The organism is Mesorhizobium sp. B2-6-1 (assembly GCF_006440475.1).
In the GTDB taxonomy this organism is placed as follows: domain Bacteria; phylum Pseudomonadota; class Alphaproteobacteria; order Rhizobiales; family Rhizobiaceae; genus Mesorhizobium.
In genome coordinates, this window is the sequence record NZ_VFUH01000005.1 from 306380 (window position 1) to 331235 (window position 24856).

Sequence of the window (24856 nt, forward strand, 5' to 3'; positions counted from 1 at the left end):
CACGCGGTGTCGACGCATGGCCGGAGCAAGCCGACCTGCCGAGTGGTAAAAAGCAATTCATATGCCACTCTGGCATCGACCGGTGCGACAAAATGGTCGTAAGATTCCCGTGAATTCACTGCACCGCCCCAGCAATGCGCCGGGATCGATCAGACGCAGAGATTGCGCAAATAATAGGCAATAACTGATCTTTTCATAAGCATATTGCCTAAATGAATCGCAGAACCTATTTTGAGGAAAAGCTGAATCAACTGACCCTCGGAGAAGAAAGGAGACCGCCAATGGAAGTCACCCTCGCCCGTCCGTCGGCAAAGATCCTGATGTTCCCGCTTGCAGGCCGCGTATCTGCCTCAAATTTAGGCGCGAAGGCCAAGTTCGCGGCAGAGCTTGCCTCGCTGCGTAACACGCATGCCGATTTCGATGGCTGGTATCACGAGGCCGCTGTCGAGGAAGAAAACCAGCAGCCGAAGAGCTGAACGCATCTTCAGCCTCGATATGAAAACCCGGCGCGATCGCTCGCGCCGGGTTTTCTCATGCATGTGGATCCGACCCGTTACTGCTTGGTCTCCAGGTTCGTGCCCAGCGTATCCTTGACGAAGATCATGCCGATGACGAGCGACATCGCCGCGATTATCACGGGATACCAGAGGCCATAATAGATGTCGCCCCTGTAGGCACTGAGCGCGAACACCGTCGCCGGCAGCAACCCGCCGAACCAGCCATTGCCGATATGGTAGGGCAGCGACATGCCGGTGTAGCGGATGCGGGTCGGGAACATCTCGACCAGGATGGCCGCGATCGGACCGTAGACCATGGTCACGAACAGGACGAGGACGAACAGGATGGCGATCGTCATAGGCCAGTTCACGGCCGCAGGGTCGGCGAACATGGCGAAGGCACCGCCGCCGGGTATGTTGTAGACGGTGACCTCAGGCGCACCGGCAGCCTCGTCGGCGGTCAAAAGCTTGTCCTTGATAGCCTGATCGGTAGGAACCGTCGCCTTCTCGCCGGCGCGGATGGCGGCGGCGTCGAGCTTCAGTTCGGGATTGGCAGCGACAAACGCGTCGAGCTTCTGGTCCGGTATCTTGATCGCAGCACGCTTCAGCGGATATCCGCCGTCCTGCAGCGACATGTTGACGGCCTTGACGAAGGCGGCCTCCTTGGCCTTGGCCTGGTCGCCCGCGGCGACAGCATCGTAGGATGCCACCGTTTCATTGCCGATCTTGACCGAAGCAGCCGTACCGGGTGCCGCCGTGGAAACGACGTCATAGGGCACCGAGTTCTTGGTCAGGAACGAGGTCGCGATGTCGCAAGACGTCGTGAACTTGGCGGTGCCCACCGGATTGAACTGGAACCTGCAGTCGCCGGGTGCCGCGGTCACCGTCGCGCGGGTGCTCTGCTGTGCCTCGGCAAGGGCCGGATTGGCGGCCCAGGTCAATGCCTTGAACAGCGGGAAGGTGCAGACGATCGCCAGTGCGAGCCCGGCCATGATGATCGGTTTGCGGCCGATCTTGTCGGAGAGCCAGCCGAACACGACGAAGAAGATGGAGCCCAGCGCAAGCGCGATGGCGATCATGATGTTGACCGACTGTGCGTCCAGCTTCAACACGTTCTGGAGGAAGAACAGGGCGTAGAACTGGCCGTTATACCAGACCACGGCCTGGCCAGCCGTAAGGCCGAGCAGTGCCAGCAGCGCGATCTTGGCGTTCTTCCACTGGCCGAAGGCTTCCGAGAGCGGTGCCTTGGAACCCTTGCCCTCTTCCTTCATGCGCTGGAAGGTGGGGGATTCGGAAAGCGACAGCCGGATCCAGATGGAAATGCCGAGCAACAGGAACGACACGATGAAAGGAACGCGCCAGCCCCAGGCGGCATAGGTTTCCTTGCTCATGGAGCCCTGGACGATCAGGATGACAATCAGCGACAGGAACAGGCCGAGTGTGGCGGTCGTCTGGATCCACGACGTATAGTAGCCGCGCCGGTCGTCCGGCGCATGCTCGGCGACATAGGTGGCCGCGCCGCCATATTCGCCGCCCAGTGCCAAGCCCTGGAGCATGCGCAGGATGATCAGGATCACCGGAGCCGCGATGCCGAGGCTCGCATAACCAGGCAGCAAGCCCACCAGGAAGGTCGACAGGCCCATGATCGTCATGGTGACGAGGAAGGTATATTTACGGCCGACAAGGTCGCCGATGCGGCCGAACAGCAAAGCGCCGAACGGACGGACGAGGAAGCCGGCGGCGAAAGCCAGCAGCGCGAAAATATTGCGCGTCGCTTCCGGAATGGTCGGGCTGAAAAAGGTCGAACCAATAAAGGCCGCGAGCGATCCGTAGAGATAAAAATCGTACCATTCGAAAACGGTGCCGAGCGAAGAAGCGAAGATGACTTTCTTCTCTTCTCGCGTCATGCCGCGGCTCTTTCCGCTGGCGGTCGATGCGATAGCCATTGAGATGCTCCTCCCGTGAGACCCTTGTGCTCGATGCAGCGCCCCTGCGTTCGCATTTCTCTCCGAACGCAGACTCGCGGCAGCAATCACGGGAAAAATGACAGAAAGCGCCTGCCAACGGCAGATGACTTTGGGATTATGACTTTGGTATTAGGTGCGGTGCGGTGGCCGGTCAGCCTTCGAGCGCCTCGATAAGACCGACGGCAGCCATCATGTCGCGCTTACGGGCGGAGCGGCGCGCGACAGCCTCCGCATCCTGTCCCCAATGCTCGATCTGCCAATCCTCGTCGACATGGCCGGCAGTCCAGGCCGCCTCACCGCCGAGTTCGCCGAAATCCACGGCCAACGCCAGCAGCGCCGAACCGGTCAGCGAGGTCATGACGTGGATCGCTGCCAGGCGCAGCGGCTCGGCGCGCTGGGCAAGATGCGCACCCAGCACAGCAATGGTTTCGCGCGGTTGATCGACGTGAATGATGCCCTCGGCAAGGTTGAAGCGAGCGCCGAGTGCTGCCTGCGCCCAGTCGAGGACAGGATCCCACAGCTCGTTCTGCCGCTCGACCAAGCCTTGTGGTGCGTCGGCGCGATAACAGAGCAGATCCGACGAGGCAAAGCGCAGTATGTCCTCCAGCACCGCCTGCGGATCGCTGGCGACGCCGTCGAGCGCGGTGTTGACGAGACGCATCACCGGCATCGACACCGGATCGATGGTCTCGCCCTGGGCGGCGAATTCATCGGCGACCAGCGATGCCGCCTTCTCGGTCGGCAGCGTCAGCAGCGCCTTGCCCGGCGTGCGCACCGGTTTGCCGTCGAGATGGACGGCAAAGCCATCATCGGCCGGCGCGACCGAAACGATCTTGTAAAAACGCTTCGGCAGCGGCTTCTTCATCTGGATCTGGGCGCGGCGCACCGGATCGGGGTCGGAGAGCAGTTTCCCCGCCTCGAGATCGCTGAGGATATCGCGCATGTCAGCCTCCTTCGGCCGTCTGCTGGCGCGGCGGCCTGTTGACGATGACCAGACCGGCGGCAATGAGACCAAGTGCCAGAAAAATGCGTATGGTCAGCGGCTCGTTCAAGAACAGGGCGCCGCACAGCACGCCGAAGACCGGCGACAGGAACGTGAAACTCGACAGGCTGGAGGCGGGATAGCGCCGCAGCAGCCAGAACCACAACACATAGGTGAAGGCGACGATATAGAGCGCCTGGAAAAGCAGGGCCAACGTCGGCAACAGCGCGGTATCGCGCACGGAGGGGCCCGCCAGAGGCAACACCAGGACGCCGACGATCGCAGCGCCGGAGAGTTGATAGAGCAGCAGCTTTTCGGCGCTCGTCTCAACCAGCCTCGAGCGCTTGATGAGGATATTGGTCAAGGCCCAGACGAATCCGGAGCCAAGGCTCAGCAGATCGCCGAACAGCATGTCCCCGCCGCCGCCGAGCTTGTCGGAAAAGACTGCGGCGAGGCCGGCAAAGGCAAGCAGAAGGCCAAGGGATTTGCGCAGGCTGATCGGCTCGCCGAGCAGGAAATGCCCTCCCAGCAGCATCCAGAACGGCATGGTGTTGACCAGCAGCGTGTTGCGGGCGACCGTGGTGTGCTCCAGCCCGACATAAAGGCAGAGGAACTCGATGCCGAAGAGCACGCCGACTGCAATGCCCGCGAGCAATGTCCCGTCCCTCTTGAAAAGCGCAATGCCGCGCCAGCGGCACCAGAGGAAGACGCAGAGCCCGCCGATAACCGAGCGCGCGATCGACAGGAAGACCGGATCATAGCCGGCATAGGAGATCTTGGCGGCGACATAATTCAGGCCCCAGGAGAACGTCAGGCCGACCATTATGGCGGCGGCCGCCATGTCGACCGCATCGCGACGGTCGAGCGCATCGGCAGCTCCGCTCATGGTCAATCCTCCGCACTGGCGTCGTCGAAGCCGATCAGGTTCCAGCTCTGGCGCATATGCGGCGGCATAGGTGCGGTGACGTCGATGAAACCCTGGTCCGGATGCGGGATGACGATTCGGCGCGCGTGCAGATGCAGGCGGTTCTGCATCCCGCCCGGAAAATCCCAATTGGTGTCGGCCTCGAAATATTTGGGATCGCCGATGATGGGACAACCGATATGGGCGGCATGAACGCGCAACTGATGGGTGCGGCCGGTATAGGGCTCCATCTCCAGCCAGGTCAGCGCCTGCGCCGCCTGCTCGATGATGCGATAGTAGGATACGGCATGGTCGGCGCCCTTTTCGCCGTGCTTGGCAATGCGCACCCGATCGCCATCCGGCGTGGCTTCCTTGATCAGCCAGGTCGATATCTTATCCTCGCGCTTGGGCGGCACGCCCTTGACCAAAGCCCAGTAGGTCTTCTTGGTCTCGCGGGCGCGAAACGCCTCGGAGAGCTTCATCGCCGCCAGCCTGGTGCGGGCGACGACCAGCACGCCAGACGTGTCGCGATCGAGCCGGTGCACCAGCCGCGGCTTCTCGCCCTTCTGGTTGCGCCAGGCTTCCAACATGTCGTCGACGTTACGGGTGACGCCCGAGCCGCCCTGCACCGCAAGGCCAGCCGGCTTGTTGAAGACGAAAACCTTCGGATCCTCATGGATCAGCATCTTTGCCAGGACTTCGGCATCGCCCTGGTTGCGGATCGAATGGCCGGTCAGCGGGCTGTCGCCCTTCTTGTCCACTTCCAGCGGTGGAATGCGCACCGTCTGGCCAGGCTCGACACGGGTGTCGGCCTTGACGCGGCCGCCGTCGACGCGGATCTGCCCGGACCGAAGCAGCTTCTGCAGATGACCAAAGCCAAGGCCCGGGAAATGGGTCTTGAACCAGCGGTCGAGCCGCATGCCCGCCTCGCCGGCCTCCACCGTGATCTGTTCAACGCCTGCCATATTGTTTTCGCTTACCCGTTTCCTGGCAGGCCCAGGCCTGCTCTCGGCGCGGCAATAGCATTAAGGCAGGCTTCTTGCGAGCCAAAGACCCAAAAACAGGGCAATGATGGCGCCAATCACGCTGGCCAGCGCATATCCAAACGCCGGCAAGGTGGCTCCCCGCTCCCACAAGGTCGCGAAATCGAGCGAAAAGGCGGAAAACGTCGTGAAGCCGCCTAAGATGCCGGTGGCAACAAACAGCCTGAGTTCGTTAGACCCGCCGCGGCGCGCCAGGGCGGCGATGAACAGGCCCATCGCGAACGAACCGACGATGTTGATCGCCATCGTGCCCCAGGGATAGTTGGGACCGACAAGGCGCAGCGAGCCCATATTGGTCAGATGGCGAACGCCGGCGCCAATGCCGCCGCCGGCGGCCACGAGAAGCAGATTGAACATCGCCGTATACTGTCCCCGACTATTCATACCTATCCGGCGCGCCGGCTACGTTCGAAAACTTGCCAGCTCAGGTGGTTTCTGCTTTTTTCGGCTTGGTCGAGCCGATCATCTTCCAGTTCTTGTAGAACATCGAATTGATCCTCTCGACACTCACCGAGACGATGGCGAGAAGGCCGGCGATAAGCCTGGGGACCGGGGACGGCCTGATAATGTCCATGAATACGCAGTAGCGACGACCGTCATACTCGTTGACCGAGCGATGCAGCAGCGTGTCGTCGAAAATGAACAGCGGATTGTCGTACCAATAGTTCTTGACGTTGCCGCATTCGACGAAGATCTCTGACTTCACCGGAATGAGGTTGTAGAGGATGCGGAGGCTGAGCCGCAGCGGTCCGAAGTGCCAGGAGGTCGATTCGCGTTTGCTGAAGACCGAGACGGCAATCGTCTTGATGTATTTGAAATCCTTGTTGAACTCGGCGACGTTGTCTATCCTGTGCTTGCCATACCATTGGTAGACATACATGCCGCGCCGGCCGGCGCCGAAATTGGCGTCGATGTCGGCGATGATTTCGGCCTTGCGCGCCTTGAAGACATCCAAGACCTCGTTGACTTCGCGCTGATAATCCTGCGGGAACTGCTCCAGCTTCCACACGCCCGGATTTCTGTAGCACAGGAGGTCGACCAGCAGGTTGAATGGCGAAAGCAGCCAGGTGAAGAGGCCATTGCCCAGGAAATAGCCGCTGAACAAGGACAGATTCTTGCGGTCGTTGCGCAGCACGTCGATCACGCCGCAAACCACGAAAATCGTCGTGAGGATCGGAATGAAATAGAAGCCAAGGGCAAGGAGCGGGATGGCAATGGCGAATTTGCGAAGGGTCTTGCGAAGGGTTTTTGTCATTTTTCCACGCGCCGAGCGCGATCCTGTTGCGAATGAATAGTGCCAAATTCACGACAACGACCACCGCCCGGCCGTGCGCCTTGATAAGGTCTTTTGGGTTGCCGCACAACGGCCACGGCATCGTGGCCCGGCTGACTGCCTTGCCGAGACCTCGAACTGTCGCGGGGTCAGGATGTCGACCGTTACCTGCTCTTCCTCCGGCCGGCTCGGAAGCTGCGGCATTGGCATCGATATAATCGTGGCCGCGAGCAGCGCGTGCAGAAGAACCGACGTGGAAATACCCCAGGTGAAGCCTCGTTTCGGACCGCAACCGCCACCGGCCGTCGCAAGCCTGCTATTCCCGCTCTTTGCGCAGCTTTGCCCAGTAGTCGAGCCGTTTCCTGATATCGCGCTCGAAACCGCGTTCGGGTGGGTCGTAGAAGGTCTGGCGGCCCATCTTTTCCGGAAAATAGTCCTGGCCGGAAAACGCGTCCGGTTCGTCATGATCATAGCGGTAGCCGGCACCGTAATCTTCGTCCTTCATCAACTTTGTCGGCGCGTTGAGGATGTGCTTGGGCGGCAGCAGCGAGCCGTGCTCCTTGGCGGCACGCGTGGCGGCTTTGAAGGCGGTGTAGACCGCGTTGGATTTGGGCGCCGTAGCGAGATAGACGGTGGCCTCGGCGAAGGCGAGTTCGCCCTCGGGCGAACCCAGATAATCGTAGGCGTCCTTGGCCGCATTGGCGACAACCAATGCCTGGGGATCCGCCAGCCCGATGTCCTCCATCGCCATGCGCACCAGCCGCCGGCCGAGATAGAGCGGATCCTCGCCGGCGTCGAACATGCGCGCGAGATAGTAGAGCGCGGCGTCGGGATCAGAACCGCGCACGGATTTGTGCAGCGCCGAGATCAAATTGTAGTGACCGTCCTGGCCCTTATCGTAGATCGGCGCCCGACGCTGGATGATGCGCTGCAAGCCTTCGGGGCCGAACACTTCGCCTGGTTTGGCGGCGCGCCACACTTCTTCCGCCAGCGTCAGGGAGGCCCGGCCATCGCCGTCGCTCATGCGGATGAGCATCGCCCGCGCCTCATCATCGAGCGGCAGCGCCCTGCCCTCCGTCTCCTCGGCCCTGGCCAGAAGCTTTGCTATGCTTTCCTCGCCAAGGGAATGGAAGACCAGCACGCGCGCACGCGACAGCAGAGCTGCATTGAGTTCGAAGGACGGATTTTCGGTGGTGGCGCCGACGAGTACGACGGTGCCGTCTTCCATGACCGGCAGGAAACCATCCTGCTGGGCGCGGTTGAAGCGGTGGATCTCGTCGACGAACAGCAGGGTCTGGCGGCCATTGGCGCGGCGCAGCTTGGCCGCCTCGAACACTTTCTTCAGGTCGGCTACGCCGGAGAAAACCGCCGAAATCTGCTCGAAGGCAAGGCTGGTTTCACCGGCAAGCAGGCGCGCCACCGTGGTCTTGCCGGTGCCGGGCGGCCCCCAGAAAATCATGGAGCCGAGCGAACCGGAATTAATCAGCCGGGTCAGCGCACCATCGGGGCCGGTCAGATGCTCCTGGCCGACGACCTCGCCAAGGTTTTTCGGGCGCAGCCTGTCTGCCAGCGGCCGGCCTGGCGGCGCCTTTTCCGGTTCATCGACACTGAACAGATCGGCCATGCACTTCTTTTTGGGTTTGGAGCGCGATCTCTTCAGCGATCGAGCTCAGTAACGCAACACCTGGCGCAGTATCTGCCCGCCGCGCTCGACGGTAAAGCGCCACCAGCGCGTATCCTGCTGGGAAGCCTGCGCCAGCGTCGCCGCCGTATCGATTGTCGTGCCGTTGACCTCGCGCACGATGTCGCCCGGCTGGAAGCCGAAATCGGCGGCCGGCGAATCGCGATTGATGTCGACCACGGTGACGCCCTTGATGTCGGTGCGCAGGCCGAGCTTCTGAGCCAGCCGCGGCGATAATTCCGCAACCTTGGCGCCCGAGAAGGGGCTGCGGCCATGCAGCGTCACCTCCGAGGGTTTTGCACCCTCGGGCGCGCGTTCCAGCGCGATGTCCATCGCCGCCTGCTGGCCTTTGGTCAGCACCGCGAAATTGGCCTTTGTACCGATCGACAGCGTCGCCATGCGATAGTCCAGTGCCTCGATGCTCTCGACCGGCCTGCCGTTGATCTGCAGGACGACATCGCCAGGCTTCAATCCGGCCTTGCCGGCCGGTCCGGACGCGTCAACGGACGAGACCAGCGCGCCGGCAGGCTTTTCCATGCCGAGCGATTCAGCGATCTGCGGCGTCACCCCTTCGAACTCGGCCCCGATGTAAGGCCGCTCGAAGAAATCGAGACCGGCCTTGGCGGCATCGGCGAAAGCGCGCACCATATTGGCAGGAATGGCAAAGCCGATGCCGATCGAGCCGCCGCTGCGGCTGAAGATGGCGGTGTTGATGCCGACCAGCTGGCCGCCCATGTTGATCAGCGCGCCGCCGGAATTGCCGGGATTGATGGCAGCGTCCGTCTGGATGAAATAACCCGAATCCGAAACGCCTATATGGCTGCGGGCAAGTGCGGAAACGATGCCGCTCGTGGTGGTCTGCCCGACACCGAAAGGATTGCCGATGGCCAGCACCAGGTCACCGACTTCGAGCGCATCGGAATCGCCGATGGCGATGACCGGGAATGGCTTGTCGGATTCGATCTTGAGCACGGCAAGATCGAGCGTCTCGTCCTTGAGCATCACCTTGCTGGTGAATTCGCGCCCGTCGGCGGTCGCGACCTTCACCTCGTCGGCATTCTTGATGACGTGGAAATTGGTGACGATGACGCCGCTCGGATCGACAAGCACGCCCGAGCCCAGGGAGGACTGCGCGCGCGGCTGCGCGCGACCGAAGAATTCTTCGAAGAACGGATCGCCTTCGAAGGGCGAAACGACCTTGGCCGTTTGCGAGGCATAGACATTGACCACGGCCGGCGTCGTCTGCTTGACCAATGGCGCGAACGACAACTGCACCTCCTCACGGCCGAACGGCACGCGCTTGTCGGGGCCCGAGGTGGCGTTTTCGCCCTCGACGCCGTGCAGCAGGTCGGTGAGCACGTCGGAGAGGCCCGGATCGGCTTTGGGGGCATCCTCGGCCAATGCCTGCCGGACTGTCGGCGTGGTTGCGAACGCCATAAAGGCGCAGAGCAGAACCAGGGACAGTCTTTTAGCGCGCATTGCGAATCCTCCGTGCGAGTTGGGGCGCATTGTCCCGACGAATGTGCAAAATGAAAGGCTAAGGCGATTAAATCGAATTATTTTGACGCAGGAGCAGCCGAGGCGGCCAGAATATGAAAAAGGGGCCCGCAGGCCCCTTAAATCATTTGAAAAGCGAAGCCTTAAGCGGCTGCGGCTTCCGCATCGGTGCCTTCGGCTTCGAGGCGGGCGCGGTCGCCGGCGCCCTTGGCCTCCGTGTCGCGGTCTACGAATTCGATGACCGCCATCGCGGCATTGTCACCGTGGCGGAAGCCCGCCTTCATGATGCGCAGATAGCCGCCGTTGCGGGTGGCGTAGCGCGGCGCGATGGTGTCGAACAGGCGCTTGACGACGCCTTCATTGCCGATCTGCGCGATCACCTGGCGGCGGGCGTGCAGGTCGCCGCGCTTGCCGAGCGTCACCAGCTTCTCGACGATCGGACGCAGGTCCTTCGCCTTGGGCAAGGTGGTGACGATCTGCTCGTGTTCGAGCAGCGACACGGCGAGGTTGGCGAACATTGACTTGCGGTGGCTTACGCTGCGGGCGAAGCGACGGCCTTTAAAACCGTGGCGCATGGCTCTTCTCCTTCTTCAGTTGTTCAAGAGGCCACGGCCTCTGATGGTTTTCCGCATGACCGTCGGATCGAGCGGCTCACGCCGCCGATCCTTGGAATTCATGCTCAATATTGGTCTTCGTAACGCTTGGCGAGGTCTTCGATGTTTTCCGGCGGCCAGTCCGGCACTTCCATGCCGAGGTGCAGGCCCATCGCCGCCAGGACTTCCTTGATCTCGTTCAGCGACTTGCGGCCGAAGTTCGGGGTGCGCAGCATCTCGGCTTCGGTCTTCTGGATGAGATCGCCGATGTAGACGATGTTGTCGTTCTTAAGGCAGTTGGCCGAACGCACCGAAAGCTCAAGTTCGTCGACCTTCTTGAGCAGCGCCGGGTTGAAGGCGAGCTCGGTGACGGCTTCGGTGGCGACTTCCTTCTGCGGCTCGTCGAAATTGACGAACAGGCCAAGCTGGTCCTGCAGGATACGGGCGGCGAAAGCCACCGCGTCCTCGCCCGAGATCGAACCGTCGGTCTCAATGGTCATGGTCAGCTTGTCGTAGTCGAGGACCTGGCCCTCACGGGTGTTCTCGACCTTGTAGGAGACCTTCTTGACCGGCGAATAGAGGCTGTCGACCGGGATCAGGCCGATCGGCGCATCCTCGGCGCGGTTGCGGTCGGCCGGCACGTAACCCTTGCCGGTATCGACAGTGAATTCCATACGGATTTCAGCGCCCTCGTCCAGCGTGCAGATGACGTGATCCGGATTGAGGATCTCGACGTCGCCCACCGTCTGGATGTCGCCGGCGAGAACCGCACCCGGGCCCTGCTTGCGCACAACCATGCGCTTGGGGCCGTCGCCTTCCATGCGGATGGCGATTTCCTTGATGTTGAGGACGATGTCGGTCACGTCCTCGCGCACGCCGGCGATGGACGAGAATTCATGCAGGACGCCGTCGATCTGTACGGCGGTGACTGCCGCGCCGCGCAGCGAGGACAGAAGCACGCGACGCAACGCGTTGCCGAGCGTGAGGCCGAAGCCGCGTTCGAGCGGCTCGGCCACCAGCGTGGTCAGCGTCTTCTTCTTCGACGAGAACTCGATCTTGTTCGGCTTGATCAGTTCCTGCCAATTTTTCTGGATCATGATGCTTTCCTTCCGTTGACCCGCCACCATCCAATCGTGGCGGGCGACCTGGAAAACCGCGGAGGAACGCTTCTGGCGTTCACGCGGCGTTCGGTAATTCCTTAAACGCGACGCTTCTTGCGCGGACGGCAGCCATTGTGCGGGATCGGGGTCACATCACGGATCGAGGTGATGGTGAAGCCAGCCGCCTGCAGGGCGCGCAGCGCCGATTCACGGCCGGAGCCGGGTCCGCAGACCTCGACCTCGAGCATGCGCATGCCGTGTTCCTGGGCCTTCTTGGCAACATCCTCGGCAGCCATCTGGGCGGCGAAGGGGGTCGACTTGCGCGAACCCTTGAAGCCCTGGGCGCCGGCCGACGACCAGGCGATCGAATTGCCCTGTGCGTCAGTGATGGTGATCATGGTGTTGTTGAAGGTCGAATTGACGTGGGCAACGCCCGACGAGATGTTCTTGCGTTCGCGACGGCGAACACGAGCGGCTTCCTTGGCCATGGTATTCCTTTCAGTTGATCTCTACACCGCCGTAATGCCAGCGGCTCCACCTTGGTAAGGGAGTGGGGAATAGGGCAGTAAGGGAGTAGGGAAAGTGCGACCCGATTGCCGGGCATTCCCTACTGCCTTACTCCCCTACTCCCTTACTGCCCTAAATTACTTCTTCTTGCCGGCGATCGACTTGGCCGGGCCCTTGCGGGTGCGTGCATTGGTGTGCGTCCGCTGGCCGCGAACCGGCAGCGAGCGACGGTGACGCAGGCCGCGGTAGCAGCCGAGGTCCATGAGCCGCTTGATGTTCATCGACACTTCGCGGCGCAGGTCGCCCTCGACCTGATAGTCGCGGTCGATCGTCTCGCGGATCTGCAGCACTTCCGCGTCGGTCAGCTGGTTGACGCGGCGCTCGGCCGGGATGCCGACCTTGTCGACGATTTCCTGGGCGAACTTCTTGCCGATGCCGTGAATGTACTGAAGCGCGATGACAACGCGCTTGTTGGTCGGAATGTTGACGCCGGCTATACGAGCCATGTTCTTCTCATCTCCATATGGGCCGGACGAGCCGGCGCTGTCTGCGTTGCCCCGCGTCCGGTGGAGGCCGGCCCTTGCGGGAGTTTCCTGGTCAAAAACGGCTGCCCCGCCCTTGCGGGCAAGCAAACTCCATGCCTGACAGGAAGACGGGCCGCCATACCCCAGCGGACCGCTTCAGTCAAGCACAATCGCTATTTGGCCGAGGCGGCCTCTTTCACCGTCGCCGCGAGCACGGCTTCGATCTCCGACGTCACGGCATCGATACCAGCCATGCCGTCCACGCTCTTCAGCCGGCGCTTGGCATAATAATAGCCGATCAGCGGAGCGGTCTTCTTGTAATATTCCCGCAGGCGCTCCTCGAACACCGCCGGATTGTCGTCCTTGCGCACCGGCTGACCGGCTGCCTTGGCCTCATCGGCGCGCTTGACGATGCGGCCGACCAGCGCCTTGTCATCGACGACAAGCTCGATGACGGTGTCGAGCGCGATGCCACGTTCGTCAAGCATCGATTCAACCGCATCAGCCTGCACCAGCGTACGCGGGTAGCCGTCGAGGATGAAACCATTGGCGCAATCGGGCTGGTCAATGCGCTCGGCCACGATGGCGTTGACGATGGCATCCGAGACCAACTCGCCGGCATCCATGACCGCCTTGGCGCGCTTGCCGACTTCGGTACCGGCCTGGACCGCGGCGCGCAGCATGTCGCCCGTGGAAAGCTGGGGGATGCCGTGTCTCTCTACCAGTCTTTGTGCTTGTGTCCCCTTGCCCGCTCCTGGCGGCCCAAGCAAAATCAACCTCATCTGGCTTTCTTCCCCCCGCGCAGCTTCGACTTCTTGATCAGGCCTTCATATTGGTGCGCGATCAGGTGGCCCTGAATCTGCGCAACCGTGTCGAGCGTGACACTGACCACGATCAGAAGCGATGTGCCACCAAGGTAGAATGGTACGCCAGTCGCCGAGATCAGGAACTCCGGCAGCAGACAGACCAGCACCAGATAGATGGCACCGACGACAGTGATGCGGGTAAGAACGTAGTCGATATAGTCGGCGGTGCGCTCGCCCGGACGGTAGCCGGGGATGAAGCCGGAGTGCTTCTTGAGCTGGTCGGCGGTGTCCTTCGGGTTAAAGACGATCGCGGTGTAGAAGAAGGCGAAGAACACGATCATCGCCGCGTAGAATAACATATAGAGCGGCTGGCCATGGCCGAGCGAGGCCAGGATGGTGCTGGCCCAGGCCGGCATGTTCGTCGTCTGCGAGAAGCCGGCGACGGTGGCCGGCAGCAACAGCAGCGACGAGGCGAAGATCGGCGGGATGACGCCCGACGTGTTGAGCTTGAGCGGCAGGTGGGAAGTGTCGCCCTGGAACATGCGATTGCCGACCTGACGCTTCGGATACTGGATCAGCAGACGCCGCTGGGCGCGCTCGAAGAAGACGATGAGCGCGATGACGACGATGGCCAGCACGATGATCGCCAGGATCAGGCCGGTCGACAGCGCTCCGGTGCGGCCGAGTTCCAGCGTGCCGGAAATGGCATGCGGCAGGCCGGCGACGATGCCGGAGAAGATGATCAGCGAAATGCCGTTGCCGATGCCGCGCGCGGTGATCTGCTCGCCGAGCCACATCAGGAACATGGTGCCGCCGACCAGCGTGACGACGGTCGAGATGCGGAAGAACATGCCGGGATCGCTGACGATGCCGTTGCCGCCTTCAAGCCCGACCGAAATACCATAGGCCTGCACCAGCGCCAGGAGCACCGTGCCGTAGCGCGTGTACTGGTTGATGACCTTGCGGCCCTGCTCGCCTTCCTTCTTCAGCGCTTCCAGCGACGGGATGACCGAGGTCATCAGCTGCATGATGATGGAAGCGGAAATGTAAGGCATGATGCCGAGCGCGAAGATCGCCATGCGTTGCACAGCGCCGCCGGCGAACATGTTGAACATGCCCAGCACGCCCTTGCTCTGCGAAGAGAAGGCCTGCGCGAAGGCATCGGGATTGATGCCGGGAAGCGGGATGTAGGTGCCGAGGCGGTAGACGAGCAGCGCGCCGACGGTGAACCAGATTCGTTTCTTCAGGTCCTCCGCTTTGGCGAAGGCTGAGAAATTCAGATTCGAGGCTAGTTGTTCAGCAGCCGAAGCCATGCCCGATTCTCCGCTTGGTCACGCTTGATGGCCCTAAGGTCAGGCGGCGCGTGTCACCGAAGCTCACGAGATAAGCTCCGGACTGTAAACATGCAAGCGGCCGCGTTGACGCGGCCGCCATATTGAACAGGTCGAAGCGTGATCGAAAGCAAAACCGGATCGGCCTTGCCGACCGCGCTTCAAATTGCTGTTACTCGGCGGCCGCCTCTTGCGGCAGCTTGACCGAACCGCCGGCCTTTTCGATCTTCTCGATCGCGGCCTTGGAGGCCCCGGCGACGTCAAAGGCGAGCTTCGCCTTGAGATCGCCGTCCGACAGCACGCGAACGCCGTCCTTCACGCGACGGATGACGCCGGCGGCTACCAGCGCCTCGGCCGTCACGGTCGCCTTCGCATCGAGCTTCTTGGCGTCTACAGCGGCCTGGATACGGGCCAGCGAGACGACGGTGAAGCTCTTGGCGAAGATATTGTTGAAGCCACGCTTCGGCAGGCGCCGATAGAGCGGCATCTGGCCACCCTCGAAGCCGTTGACGGCGACGCCGGAGCGCGCCTTCTGGCCCTTGACGCCGCGACCGGCAGTCTTGCCGGAACCGGAGCCGATGCCGCGGCCGAGACGCTTCTTCGAATGCGTCGCGCCGTCCTTGTCACGCAGATCGTTGAGTTTCATCTTGCTTCTCCTGCGCCTGTGCTCAGCCCTCGTCCACGACGCGGACGAGATGCTGGACGGCAGCGATCATGCCGCGCACGGAAGGCGTATCTTCCAGCGTGCGCTGCTTGTGCATCTTGTTGAGGCCGAGGCCGACCAGCGTCGCGCGCTGTTCCTTCGGGCGGCGGATCGGCGAACCGATCTGCTCAACGGTGATGGTCTTGGTTGCTTTCTTGGCCATGGTCAAAATCCCTGGTCAGATCGACTATTCTTCAGCCGCGACGGCGGTGCCGCGGCGGGCCTGAAGGGTCGAATACTTGATGCCGCGCGCGGCAGCCACATCCTTGGGATGCATCTGGCTCTTCAGCGCGTCGAAAGTGGCGCGAACCATGTTGTAAGGGTTCGACGAACCCATCGACTTGGCGACCACGTCATGCATGCCGAGCGTCTCGAAGACGGCACGCATCGGGCCGCCGGCGATGATGCCGGTACCTTGCTTGGCGGCGCGCAGGAGAACACGGCCGGCGCCCCAGCGTCCCTCGACATCGTGGTGCAGCGTGCGGCCCGAGCGCAGCGGCACGAAGATCATGTCGCGCTTGGCCGATTCGGTTGCCTTGCGGATGGCTTCCGGCACTTCGCGCGCCTTGCCGTGACCGAAGCCGACGCGGCCCTTCTGGTCGCCGACGACGACGAGTGCTGCAAAACCGAAGCGGCGGCCGCCCTTGACGACCTTGGCGACACGGTTGATGTGGACGAGCTTGTCGACCATGCCGTCATCGCGTTCTTCACGATCGCGGCCGCGGCCGCCATCCCTACGTTCCTGTGCCATATCCTGTTCCTTGTTCTTTTCCGGAAGCACGGGTTGCTGAATGCCGACGCCTCATTGCGGGTCGCCGACGGTGAAAATCATCACTCCCTTGCATGATCCGTTTCGAAAAGTCTGCAACTTTCTGCCGACTTTCGGTCCGGATCAGGCTTAGAAGCTCAAGCCGCCTTCACGAGCCGCCTCGGCCAGCGCCTTGACGCGGCCGTGATAGATGTACGGGCCGCGGTCGAAGACGACTTCCTTGACTCCCGCCTTGGCGGCACGCTCGGCGATCAGCTTGCCGATCGCGGCAGCGGCAGCGGTATCGGCACCGGTCTTAAGCGAACCCTTGAGGTCCTTCTCGAGGGTCGAGGCGGCAGCGATGGTGTGGCCCTTGGCGTCGTCGATGACCTGGACGTAGATGTTCTTCGACGTGCGGTGAACCGACAGGCGCGGACGCTCGCCGGCGACCTTCTTGATCTGGCGGCGGACGCGCTGCGCGCGGCGCTGAGTGGCTTCCTTGGTACCCATGATGGTCTTCCTTGCCTTCAGAAAACGGGGGCCGCCCTGTGCGGTAGGCGAAAGCGCCTCCCGCGACCGCTCCCCGCGGCGTTACACTTCCTGGCTTGGCCCCTTCCGAAAAGTCTGCACCTTCCCGGGGCCAAACCCACTACTTCTTCTTGCCTTCCTTGCGGACGATCTTCTCGCCTGCATAGCGGACGCCCTTGCCCTTGTAGGGCTCGGGACCACGGTATTCGCGGATTTCCGCGGCCACCTGGCCGACCTGCTGCTTGTCGATACCGGCAACGGTGATTTCGGTCGGCTTCGGCACGGTGATGGTGATGCCTTGCGGCGTCTCGTAGACGACGTCGTGGCTGAAGCCGAGCGCCAGCTGCAGGTTCTTGCCCTGCAAGGCCGCGCGATAGCCGACGCCGGTGATCTCGAGCTTCTTCTCGAAGCCGTCCTTGACGCCCTGCAGGATGTTGACGATCTGCGTGCGCGACATGCCCCACTTGGAGCGGGCGGTCTTGGACTGGTCGCGCGGCTCGACAGCGATCTCGCTGCCTTCCATCTTGACCAGCACTTCGTCGTTGACCACGAACTTCAGCTCGCCCTTGGGGCCCTTCGCCGTCACGGTCTGGCCGTTGACGGTCGCGGTCACGCCCTGCGGCAGCGAAACGGGTTTCTTTCCAATACGAGACATTTTGTTGTCCTCGTCACTTCTCTTGTTTCAGGTCTCTGTCTTCGGGACGATCCGAAGACCGGATTCCATTTTTTTCGGGATCACGCTGCCGGATCAGAAGATCTGGCAGAGGATCTCGCCACCGACGTTCTGTTCGCGCGCTTCGTGGTCGGCCATCACGCCCTTCGGCGTCGAAAGGATGGCGATACCGAGGCCGTTGGCGACATGCGGGATCGACTTGGCCGAAACGTAAACGCGGCGGCCCGGCTTCGAGACGCGGGCGATTTCGCGCACCACCGGCGCTCCGTCGAAATACTTCAGCTCAATCTCGATTTCGGACTTGCCGTTGTCGAAATCGGTCTGGCTGTAGTCGCGGATATAGCCTTCAGCCTTCAGCACGTCGAGGACGCGGGTGCGCAGACGCGAGGCCGGCGTCGACACGCTCGACTTCTTGCGGCCATAGGCGTTGCGGATGCGGGTCAGCATATCGCCGAGAGGATCGCTCAATGACATATTATGTCCTCCTTACCAGCTCGACTTGACCAGGCCCGGGATCTGGCCGTTATTGCCGAGATCACGAAGCGCGATGCGCGATACTTTGAGCTTGCGATAATAGGCACGCGGGCGGCCGGTGACTTCGCAGCGGTTGCGGATGCGGATCTTGGCCGAGTTGCGCGGCATGGCGGCAAGCTTGAGCTGAGCGCGGAAGCGCTCTTCCATCGGCTTGGACTGGTCCATGATGATCGCCTTCAGGGCAGCGCGCTTGGGACCGTACTGGTCGGCAAGCTTGCGGCGCCTGTTGTTCTTCTCGACTGAGCTGGTCTTTGCCATTTCAGATTTTTCCTTTTCTCGCTGCCGTTACTGGCGGAAGGGGAAGTTGAAGGCCTTGAGCAGTGCCCTGGCTTCGTCGTCCGTCTTCGCAGTCGTACAAACGATGACGTCCATGCCCCAGATCTGATCAACCTTGTCGTAGTTGATCTCCGGGAACACGATGTGTTCCTTGATGCCCATGGCGTAGTTGCCACGACCATCGAAGCTCTTCGGATTCAGTCCGCGGAAGTCGCGGACACGCGGCAGCGCGATGTTCACGAGGCGGTCGAGGAACTCGTACATGCGCTCCTTGCGCAGCGTGACCTTGGCGCCGATCGGCATCTTCTCGCGGACCTTGAAGCCCGCGATCGAATTGCGGGCGCGGGTGACGACGGCCTTCTGGCCGGCGATCATCGCCAGATCCTCGGCCGCGATCGAAGGCTTCTTCGAATCGCCGGTCGCTTCGCCAACGCCCATGTTCAGCACGATCTTGTCGATGCGCGGAACCTGCATCTCGTTGTCGTAGCCGAACTGCTCCTGCAAGGCCTTGCGGATGGTATCGTTGTAGACCTGCTTGAGGCGCGGCGTGTTCTGGGCAGTCGCCTGCTTGGTTTGAGCCTTAGCCATTGATGACTTCTCCCGAGCGCTTGGCGACGCGCACCTTCTTGCCGTCCTTCTGGAAGATGAAGCCGACGCGGGTCGGCTTGCCATCCTTGGGGTCGGCCAGCGCGATGTTCGACAGCTGGATCGGCGCTTCCTTGGTGATGATCCCGCCCTCTTGGGACTGGGACTGCTTCTGGTGACGACGAATCATGTTGACGCCGCGCACCAGCGCGGTGTCGTCCTTCGGCTGAACCGACAGGACTTCGCCCGAACGGCCCTTGTCCTTGCCAGCCAGCACGACGACCTTGTCGCCTTTTCTAATCTTCTGCATTGGTCCGGCTCCTTACAGCACTTCAGGCGCGAGCGAGATGATCTTCATGTGGTTCTTGGCGCGGAGTTCGCGCGGAACCGGTCCGAAGATACGCGTGCCGATCGGCTCTTTCTTGTTGTCGACGAGAACGGCCGCGTTCTTGTCGAAACGGATCACGCTGCCGTCCGGGCGGCGGATGTCCTTGGCCGTGCGAACCACGACCGCCTTCATCACATCGCCCTTCTTCACGCGGCCGCGCGGGATGGCTTCCTTGATCGACACCACGATGATGTCGCCTACGGAAGCGTATTTCCGCTTCGAGCCGCCCAGCACCTTGATGCACATGACACGACGGGCGCCGGAATTATCCGCGACGTCGAGGTTTGTTTGCATCTGAATCATGACTGGCCGCCTTCTTCTTTTCTAACGGGACGGGTTCTTCACCCCTCCCCGGTCTGTCCAAAATTCGTTTGTTTACGCCCAGAGATCAGGCTTGGTCCGAAGACACGACAATCCAGCGCTTGTCCTTGGAAATCGGCTTCGATTCCTGGATGAACACCTGATCGCCAACCTTGTGGGCGTTGTTCTCGTCGTGCGCCTTGTACTTCTTGGTCATGCGCACGGTCTTCTTCATCACGGGATGCGTGAAGCGCCGTTCGACCTTGACGACAACCGTCTTCTCGTTCTTGTCGCTGACGACGGTGCCCTGCAGAATGCGCTTTGGCATGGTTTTCGTCCTTAAGCCTTCTTAGCCGCGGACTTTTCCGCAGCGATGGTCTTGATACGCGCAATGTCCTTGCGGACCTGCCTCACGCGCGCGGTCTTTTCGAGCTGGCCGGTCGCCTTCTGGAAGCGCAGGTTGAACTGCTCCTTCTTCAGGCTGGCCAGGTCGTCGGTCAGCTGGTCCTGGGTCTTGGTCCGGATGTCTTCGGCTTTCATGATCAGCCCGTCCTTATTCTGCGATGCGCTGTACGAAGCGCGTCCTGACCGAGAGCTTGGCCGCGCCGAGACGCAGTGCCTCACGGGCGGTTTCTTCGTTGACGCCGTCGATCTCGAACATGATCCGGCCGGGCTTGACGCGCGCCGCCCAGTAGTCGACCGCGCCCTTGCCCTTGCCCATGCGGACTTCGGTCGGCTTCGAGGTGACCGGCAGATCCGGGAAAATACGGATCCAGACACGGCCGGCGCGCTTCATCTCGCGGGTGATCGCGCGGCGGGCCGCTTCGATCTCGCGCGCGGTGACGCGGTTCGGCTCAAGCGCCTTCAGCCCGAAACCACCGAAATCCAGGTTGGTGCCGCCCTTGGCGGTACCGTGGATGCGGCCCTTGAACTGCTTGCGGAACTTTGTGCGCTTTGGCTGCAGCATCGTTCTAACTCCAAATTCCTAAATGTCTCAGGCGTTTTCGCGACGACGACCGCGTTCGCGATCACCACCACCACCGCCATGCGCATGATCGCCCTCGGTCGCGCGGCGCTCCGAAGCCATCGGGTCGTGCTCGAGGATCTCGCCCTTGAACACCCACACCTTGACGCCGCAGATGCCGTACGCCGTATTCGCCTCGGCCGTGCCGTAGTCGACATCGGCACGCAGCGTGTGCAGCGGCACGCGGCCTTCACGGTACCATTCCATGCGCGCGATTTCAGCGCCGCCGAGACGGCCCGAGCAGTTGATGCGGATGCCTTCGGCACCGAGGCGCATCGCCGACTGCACGGCACGCTTCATGGCGCGGCGGAACGCGATGCGGCGCTCGAGCTGCTGGGCGATCGACTGGGCGACCAGGGTCGCGTCGATTTCCGGCTTGCGCACTTCGACGATGTTGAGGTGCGTCTCGGACTTGGTCATCTCCATCAGCTTCTTGCGAAGCTTCTCGATGTCGGCGCCCTTCTTGCCGATGATCAGACCCGGGCGCGCGGCATGGATGGTGACGCGGCACTTCTTGTGCGGACGCTCGATCACGACCTTCGAGATGGCAGCCTGCTTGAGCTCCTTCTCGAGGTACTTGCGGATCTTGATGTCCTCATGCAGCAGCTTGCCGTACTCGCCGGTGTTCGCGAACCAGCGCGAATCCCAGGTGCGGTTGATGCCGAGGCGAAGACCGATCGGATTGACTTTCTGGCCCATTATGCGGCCTCCCCTTTTTCTTCGACTTCACGAACGACGATCGTGAGGTGCGAGAACGGCTTCTCGATACGGCTGGCGCGACCACGGCCCCGGGCATGGAACCGCTTCATGACGATCGACTTGCCGACATAGGCTTCCGCCACGATCAGCGCATCGACGTCGAGGTCGTGATTGTTTTCCGCGTTGGCGATCGCCGATTCCAGCGTCTTCTTGACCGTGCCGGAAATCCGCTTGGCCGAGAATTCCAGGTCGGAAAGCGCTGTCGCGACCTTCTTGCCGCGGATCAGCGCGGCAACCAGGTTCAGCTTCTGCGGGCTGATACGGATCGTGCGCAGTACGGCGCGCGCTTCGTTGTCAGCAAGCCTGCGCGGAGCTTTGGCCTTGCCCATGATTATTTCCTCTTCGCCTTCTTATCCGCGCCGTGACCGTAATAGGTCCGCGTCGGAGCGAATTCACCGAACTTGTGACCGACCATGTCCTCGTTCACCGAGACGGGAACATGCTTCTGGCCGTTGTAGACACCGAAGGTGAAGCCGACGAACTGCGGCAGGATGGTGGAGCGACGGCTCCACATCTTGATCACCTCATTGCGACCACCTTCACGAACCTTGTCCACCTTCTTGAGAAGGTAGCCGTCGATGAAGGGGCCTTTCCAAATAGAACGAGTCACTTGGCGTTACCTCTTCTTAGCTCTTGCGCTGATGGCGCGAGCGCAGGATGAACTTGTCGGTCGCCTTGTTGGACCGCGTCTTCTTGCCCTTGGTCGGCTTGCCCCACGGCGAGACCGGATGGCGGCCACCGGAGGTGCGGCCTTCACCACCGCCATGCGGGTGGTCGACCGGGTTCATGGTCACGCCGCGATTGTGCGGGCGCTTGCCACGCCAAACCGTGCGGCCGGCCTTGCCGTCGTTGATGTTGCCGTGGTCCGGGTTGGACACGGCACCGACGGTAGCCATGCAGGAGCCGTGAACGACACGCTGCTCGCCCGAGTTGAGGCGCAGGATCGCCATGCCCTGGTCGCGGCCGACGAGCTGGGCGTAACCGCCAGCCGAACGGGCGACCTGGGCGCCCTTGCCCGGCTTCAGCTCGATGTTGTGGACGATCGTGCCGACCGGCATCGAGGCCAGCGGCATCGCATTGCCCGGCTTCACGTCGACCGCTTCGCCAGCCACGATCTTGTCGCCTGCGGCAAGGCGCTGCGGAGCGATGATGTAGGACAGCTCGCCATCGTCATACTTGATCAGCGCGATGAAGGCGGTGCGGTTCGGATCGTATTCAATGCGCTCGACCGTGCCGACGACGTCGAACTTGCGGCGCTTGAAATCGATGATGCGGTACGAACGCTTGTGACCGCCGCCGATGAAGCGTGCAGTGATGCGGCCGTAATTGTTACGGCCGCCCGACTTGGTCAGGCCCTCGGTCAGACCCTTGACGGGCTTGCCCTTGTAGAGGCCCGAGCGGTCGACGATGACCAGCTGACGGGTGCTCGGCGTTATCGGGTTGAATTTTTTAAGTGCCATTGTCCTGTCCTCGCGGCCTTGCTCAGAGACCCGTCGCGACGTCGATCGACTGGCCATCTGCCAGCGTCACTACCGCCTTCTTGACGTCGCTCTGGCGGCCGATCGTGCCGCGGAAGCGCTTGATCTTGCCCTTGCGGACAAGCGTGTTCACGGCCATCACCTTGACGCCGAACAGCGCTTCGACGGCGGCCTTGATTTCCGGCTTCGACGCCTTCTTGGCGACGTTGAAGACGACCTGGTTCTGCTCGGAAGCCATGGTCGACTTTTCGGTGATCGCCGGGCTGACGATTACGTCGTAGTGACGAAGGTCGGTCATTTAAAGCGCTCCTCGAGAGCCTCGACGGCGGCCTTCGAAAGGACCAGCGTGCCGCGGCGCAGAATGTCGTAGACGTTGATGCCCTGGATGGGCAGCACGTCGATGTTCGGGATGTTGGTCGCGGCCAGCTTGAAGTTCCGGTCGAGCTCGGCGCCACCGATCACCAGGGCGTTCGTCAGGCCCAGCGTCGCGAAATTCGCGATCAGCGCCTTGGTCTTCGCCTCGGTCAGCTTCAGCTCGTCGATGACGATGATCGACGCGCTCTTGGCCTTGGCCGAGAGAGCATGCTTGAGGCCGAGCGCGCGGACCTTCTTCGGCAGTTCGTGCTCGTGGCTGCGAACGACCGGGCCGTGAGCCTTGCCGCCGCCGCGGAACTGCGGAGCGCGTGCCGAATGGTGACGGGCGCGGCCCGTACCCTTCTGCTTGTACATCTTGGCGCCGGTGCGCGCGATCTCGGCGCGGCCCTTGGCCTTGTGCGTGCCCTGCTGCTTCTTGGCGAGTTGCCAGCGCACGACGCGCTGCAAAATGTCCTCGCGCGGATCAAGGCCGAAAATCTCCTCGGAGAGTTTCACCTTGCCGGCGTCCTTGCCGCCCAGCGTTGTGATCTTGAGATCCATTATTCCGCTCCCTCTGTGGCCGGAGCCTCATTCTTCGTGCCCATACCGGCAGCAACTGGGCGGATCGCGGCGGGCTTCGGCGCATTGGCCGGAAGCGCCACCTTGGCGGCGTCGCGAACCAGGATCCAGGCACCCTTCGACCCGGGAACCGCGCCGCGGATCAGGATCAGGCCGCGGTCGGCATCGGTCGAGACGATCTCGACGTTCTGCGTGGTGACGCGCGTGTCGCCCATGTGGCCGGCCATCTTCTTGCCCTTGAACACCTTGCCGGGGTCCTGGCGCTGGCCGGTCGAGCCGTGCGTGCGGTGCGAGACCGAGTTACCGTGGGTCGCGCGGCCACCACCCATGTGGTGGCGCTTGATGACGCCCTGGAAACCCTTGCCGATCGTCGTGCCGGTGACGTCGACCTTCTGGCCGGCGACGAAATGCTCGACCGTGATCTCGGCGCCGACATCGATCATGTTGTCGGCGGAGACGCGGAACTCGGCAAGCTTGGCCTTCGGCTCGACGGAAGCGGTCGCGAAATGGCCGCGCATCGCCTTCGACGTGTTCTTCACCTTGGCAAGGCCAACGCCGAGCTGAACGGCGGTATAGCCATTCTTCTCCTGCGTGCGCTGCGCCACGACCTGGCAGTTCTCCATCTGGAGAACGGTGACGGGAACATGTTCCCCGGCATCGTTGTAGATGCGGGTCATTCCCACCTTCTTTGCAATCACACCTGAACGCATCGGTTCAATTCCTTTAGAGTTCCGGGCCAGGGGCACCGCCCCTTACCGCGCTCTCATTCCCTTAGAGCTTGATCTCGACGTCGACACCGGCGGCCAGATCGAGCTTCATCAAAGCATCGACGGTCTGCGGGGTCGGATCGACGATATCGAGCAGACGCTTGTGCGTGCGCATCTCGAACTGCTCGCGGCTCTTCTTGTCGACGTGAGGCGACCGGTTGACCGTGAACTTTTCGATCCGCGTCGGCAGCGGAATGGGGCCGCGGACGTTGGCACCGGTGCGCTTGGCCGTCGACACGATTTCGCGCGTCGAGGCGTCGAGCACCCGGTGATCAAACGCCTTCAGGCGGATGCGGATATTCTGTCCGTTCATGCGTCACTTCCTTGTTCTGGCGCGGCGCGGGCACCCGCGCCCGCGACAGATCGGTTTAAGTCCAAATTACTCTTTGATGGTGACGACGATGCCGGCACCGACGGTGCGGCCGCCTTCACGGATGGCGAAGCGCAGCTTCTCT

36 protein-coding genes and 1 pseudogene are annotated in these 24856 nt (G+C 62.2%); 1 reads left to right on the forward strand and 36 read right to left on the reverse strand.

Annotated features, from left to right (window positions below; all coding sequences use genetic code 11):
- Window positions 1-281 precede the first annotated feature (281 nt).
- Window positions 282-476, forward strand: coding sequence for a DUF2735 domain-containing protein (locus FJ443_RS14005; RefSeq protein ID WP_140501298.1), 195 nt, complete (start codon window positions 282-284; stop codon window positions 474-476).
- Between the two features lie 77 nt (window positions 477-553).
- Here FJ443_RS14005 and FJ443_RS14010 read toward each other — a convergent pair whose 3' ends face one another.
- From FJ443_RS14010 to FJ443_RS14185, 36 genes and pseudogenes are all read right to left on the reverse strand, one after another.
- Window positions 554-2443: an MFS transporter gene (locus tag FJ443_RS14010; RefSeq protein WP_140525514.1), complete on the reverse strand. Its 1890-nt coding sequence runs from the start codon at window positions 2441-2443 to the stop codon at window positions 554-556.
- Window positions 2444-2615: 172 nt separating this feature from the next.
- Window positions 2616-3407 carry an ATP12 family chaperone protein gene (locus FJ443_RS14015; RefSeq protein ID WP_140525515.1) on the reverse strand — a complete coding sequence of 264 codons (792 nt, stop codon included), beginning with the start codon at window positions 3405-3407 and terminating at the stop codon, window positions 2616-2618.
- Window position 3408: 1 nt separating this feature from the next.
- Window positions 3409-4332 carry a DMT family transporter gene (locus tag FJ443_RS14020; RefSeq protein ID WP_140664497.1) on the reverse strand — a complete coding sequence of 308 codons (924 nt, stop codon included), beginning with the start codon at window positions 4330-4332 and terminating at the stop codon, window positions 3409-3411.
- 2 nt (window positions 4333-4334) lie between these two features.
- A complete protein-coding gene (locus FJ443_RS14025; protein WP_140515445.1) occupies window positions 4335-5315 on the reverse strand; it encodes an RluA family pseudouridine synthase in 981 nt (326 codons plus the stop codon).
- Window positions 5316-5375: 60 nt separating this feature from the next.
- Window positions 5376-5750: a fluoride efflux transporter CrcB gene (crcB, locus tag FJ443_RS14030; RefSeq protein ID WP_140515446.1), complete on the reverse strand. Its 375-nt coding sequence runs from the start codon at window positions 5748-5750 to the stop codon at window positions 5376-5378.
- Between the two features lie 67 nt (window positions 5751-5817).
- Window positions 5818-6648: an aspartyl/asparaginyl beta-hydroxylase domain-containing protein gene (locus FJ443_RS14035; RefSeq protein WP_140664499.1), complete on the reverse strand. Its 831-nt coding sequence runs from the start codon at window positions 6646-6648 to the stop codon at window positions 5818-5820.
- Window positions 6649-6982: 334 nt separating this feature from the next.
- Entirely contained in the window at window positions 6983-8290 is a 1308-nt protein-coding gene (locus tag FJ443_RS14040; protein ID WP_140557280.1) for a replication-associated recombination protein A, read from the reverse strand.
- 45 nt (window positions 8291-8335) lie between these two features.
- On the reverse strand, window positions 8336-9826 hold the full coding sequence (locus FJ443_RS14045) for a DegQ family serine endoprotease (protein WP_140664501.1): 1491 nt from the start codon (window positions 9824-9826) through the stop codon (window positions 8336-8338).
- A gap of 161 nt (window positions 9827-9987) precedes the next feature.
- A complete protein-coding gene (rplQ, locus tag FJ443_RS14050; protein WP_140664504.1) occupies window positions 9988-10419 on the reverse strand; it encodes a 50S ribosomal protein L17 in 432 nt (143 codons plus the stop codon).
- A gap of 104 nt (window positions 10420-10523) precedes the next feature.
- Window positions 10524-11534: a DNA-directed RNA polymerase subunit alpha gene (locus FJ443_RS14055; RefSeq protein ID WP_023682599.1), complete on the reverse strand. Its 1011-nt coding sequence runs from the start codon at window positions 11532-11534 to the stop codon at window positions 10524-10526.
- Window positions 11535-11635: 101 nt separating this feature from the next.
- A complete protein-coding gene (rpsK, locus tag FJ443_RS14060) occupies window positions 11636-12025 on the reverse strand; it encodes a 30S ribosomal protein S11 (protein ID WP_006205444.1) in 390 nt (129 codons plus the stop codon).
- A gap of 156 nt (window positions 12026-12181) precedes the next feature.
- A complete protein-coding gene (rpsM, locus tag FJ443_RS14065) occupies window positions 12182-12550 on the reverse strand; it encodes a 30S ribosomal protein S13 (RefSeq protein WP_006205445.1) in 369 nt (122 codons plus the stop codon).
- 191 nt (window positions 12551-12741) lie between these two features.
- Window positions 12742-13350 carry an adenylate kinase gene (locus FJ443_RS14070; protein WP_140501277.1) on the reverse strand — a complete coding sequence of 203 codons (609 nt, stop codon included), beginning with the start codon at window positions 13348-13350 and terminating at the stop codon, window positions 12742-12744.
- Window positions 13347-14687, reverse strand: coding sequence for a preprotein translocase subunit SecY (gene secY / locus FJ443_RS14075; RefSeq protein WP_140501275.1), 1341 nt, complete (start codon window positions 14685-14687; stop codon window positions 13347-13349). The genes FJ443_RS14070 and secY overlap by 4 nt, the downstream gene beginning before the upstream one ends.
- A 190-nt stretch (window positions 14688-14877) precedes the next feature.
- Window positions 14878-15351 (reverse strand): 50S ribosomal protein L15, encoded by a 474-nt coding sequence (gene rplO, locus FJ443_RS14080; protein WP_140501273.1) that lies wholly within the window; start codon window positions 15349-15351, stop codon window positions 14878-14880.
- 22 nt (window positions 15352-15373) lie between these two features.
- A complete protein-coding gene (rpmD, locus tag FJ443_RS14085; protein ID WP_006205449.1) occupies window positions 15374-15571 on the reverse strand; it encodes a 50S ribosomal protein L30 in 198 nt (65 codons plus the stop codon).
- A gap of 24 nt (window positions 15572-15595) precedes the next feature.
- Window positions 15596-16159, reverse strand: a complete 564-nt coding sequence (rpsE, locus tag FJ443_RS14090) for a 30S ribosomal protein S5 (RefSeq protein ID WP_006333394.1) — start codon at window positions 16157-16159, stop codon at window positions 15596-15598.
- Between the two features lie 147 nt (window positions 16160-16306).
- The gene (gene rplR / locus FJ443_RS14095) at window positions 16307-16666 is read right to left on the reverse strand and encodes a 50S ribosomal protein L18 (protein WP_140501271.1); all 360 of its coding nucleotides are present in this window, start codon (window positions 16664-16666) and stop codon (window positions 16307-16309) included.
- A 139-nt stretch (window positions 16667-16805) separates the two neighbouring features.
- Window positions 16806-17339: a 50S ribosomal protein L6 gene (gene rplF, locus FJ443_RS14100; protein ID WP_140501269.1), complete on the reverse strand. Its 534-nt coding sequence runs from the start codon at window positions 17337-17339 to the stop codon at window positions 16806-16808.
- Window positions 17340-17432: 93 nt separating this feature from the next.
- The gene (gene rpsH, locus FJ443_RS14105; protein WP_006205453.1) at window positions 17433-17831 is read right to left on the reverse strand and encodes a 30S ribosomal protein S8; all 399 of its coding nucleotides are present in this window, start codon (window positions 17829-17831) and stop codon (window positions 17433-17435) included.
- A 12-nt stretch (window positions 17832-17843) separates the two neighbouring features.
- Window positions 17844-18149: a 30S ribosomal protein S14 gene (rpsN, locus tag FJ443_RS14110; protein WP_013895695.1), complete on the reverse strand. Its 306-nt coding sequence runs from the start codon at window positions 18147-18149 to the stop codon at window positions 17844-17846.
- A gap of 27 nt (window positions 18150-18176) precedes the next feature.
- Window positions 18177-18755 carry a 50S ribosomal protein L5 gene (gene rplE / locus FJ443_RS14115; protein ID WP_140501265.1) on the reverse strand — a complete coding sequence of 193 codons (579 nt, stop codon included), beginning with the start codon at window positions 18753-18755 and terminating at the stop codon, window positions 18177-18179.
- Window positions 18748-19062 (reverse strand): 50S ribosomal protein L24, encoded by a 315-nt coding sequence (gene rplX / locus FJ443_RS14120; protein WP_006205456.1) that lies wholly within the window; start codon window positions 19060-19062, stop codon window positions 18748-18750. Before rplX ends, rplE begins: the two co-directional genes overlap by 8 nt.
- A 12-nt stretch (window positions 19063-19074) precedes the next feature.
- Entirely contained in the window at window positions 19075-19443 is a 369-nt protein-coding gene (gene rplN, locus FJ443_RS14125) for a 50S ribosomal protein L14 (protein WP_006205457.1), read from the reverse strand.
- Window positions 19444-19528: 85 nt separating this feature from the next.
- Complete coding sequence (gene rpsQ / locus FJ443_RS14130) at window positions 19529-19768, reverse strand: 30S ribosomal protein S17 (RefSeq protein WP_010909280.1); 240 nt, start codon at window positions 19766-19768, stop codon at window positions 19529-19531.
- A gap of 11 nt (window positions 19769-19779) precedes the next feature.
- Complete coding sequence (gene rpmC / locus FJ443_RS14135) at window positions 19780-19980, reverse strand: 50S ribosomal protein L29 (protein WP_006205459.1); 201 nt, start codon at window positions 19978-19980, stop codon at window positions 19780-19782.
- Between the two features lie 13 nt (window positions 19981-19993).
- On the reverse strand, window positions 19994-20407 hold the full coding sequence (rplP, locus tag FJ443_RS14140) for a 50S ribosomal protein L16 (RefSeq protein ID WP_027026963.1): 414 nt from the start codon (window positions 20405-20407) through the stop codon (window positions 19994-19996).
- Between the two features lie 27 nt (window positions 20408-20434).
- On the reverse strand, window positions 20435-21163 hold the full coding sequence (gene rpsC / locus FJ443_RS14145; RefSeq protein ID WP_140501263.1) for a 30S ribosomal protein S3: 729 nt from the start codon (window positions 21161-21163) through the stop codon (window positions 20435-20437).
- On the reverse strand, window positions 21163-21552 hold the full coding sequence (gene rplV, locus FJ443_RS14150) for a 50S ribosomal protein L22 (RefSeq protein WP_006205462.1): 390 nt from the start codon (window positions 21550-21552) through the stop codon (window positions 21163-21165). Before rplV ends, rpsC begins: the two co-directional genes overlap by 1 nt.
- Before the next feature lie 2 nt (window positions 21553-21554).
- Window positions 21555-21833: a 30S ribosomal protein S19 gene (rpsS, locus tag FJ443_RS14155; protein ID WP_006205463.1), complete on the reverse strand. Its 279-nt coding sequence runs from the start codon at window positions 21831-21833 to the stop codon at window positions 21555-21557.
- 16 nt (window positions 21834-21849) lie between these two features.
- Window positions 21850-22683: a 50S ribosomal protein L2 gene (rplB, locus tag FJ443_RS14160; RefSeq protein ID WP_140501261.1), complete on the reverse strand. Its 834-nt coding sequence runs from the start codon at window positions 22681-22683 to the stop codon at window positions 21850-21852.
- Window positions 22684-22705: 22 nt separating this feature from the next.
- Window positions 22706-22999 carry a 50S ribosomal protein L23 gene (locus tag FJ443_RS14165; RefSeq protein ID WP_006205465.1) on the reverse strand — a complete coding sequence of 98 codons (294 nt, stop codon included), beginning with the start codon at window positions 22997-22999 and terminating at the stop codon, window positions 22706-22708.
- Complete coding sequence (rplD, locus tag FJ443_RS14170; RefSeq protein ID WP_140501259.1) at window positions 22996-23616, reverse strand: 50S ribosomal protein L4; 621 nt, start codon at window positions 23614-23616, stop codon at window positions 22996-22998. Before rplD ends, FJ443_RS14165 begins: the two co-directional genes overlap by 4 nt.
- Entirely contained in the window at window positions 23616-24344 is a 729-nt protein-coding gene (gene rplC / locus FJ443_RS14175; protein WP_140501257.1) for a 50S ribosomal protein L3, read from the reverse strand. The genes rplD and rplC overlap by 1 nt, the downstream gene beginning before the upstream one ends.
- A gap of 61 nt (window positions 24345-24405) precedes the next feature.
- On the reverse strand, window positions 24406-24714 hold the full coding sequence (rpsJ, locus tag FJ443_RS14180; protein WP_006205468.1) for a 30S ribosomal protein S10: 309 nt from the start codon (window positions 24712-24714) through the stop codon (window positions 24406-24408).
- 66 nt (window positions 24715-24780) lie between these two features.
- Window positions 24781-24856 (reverse strand): annotated as a pseudogene (locus FJ443_RS14185) (elongation factor Tu); the annotation flags it as partial.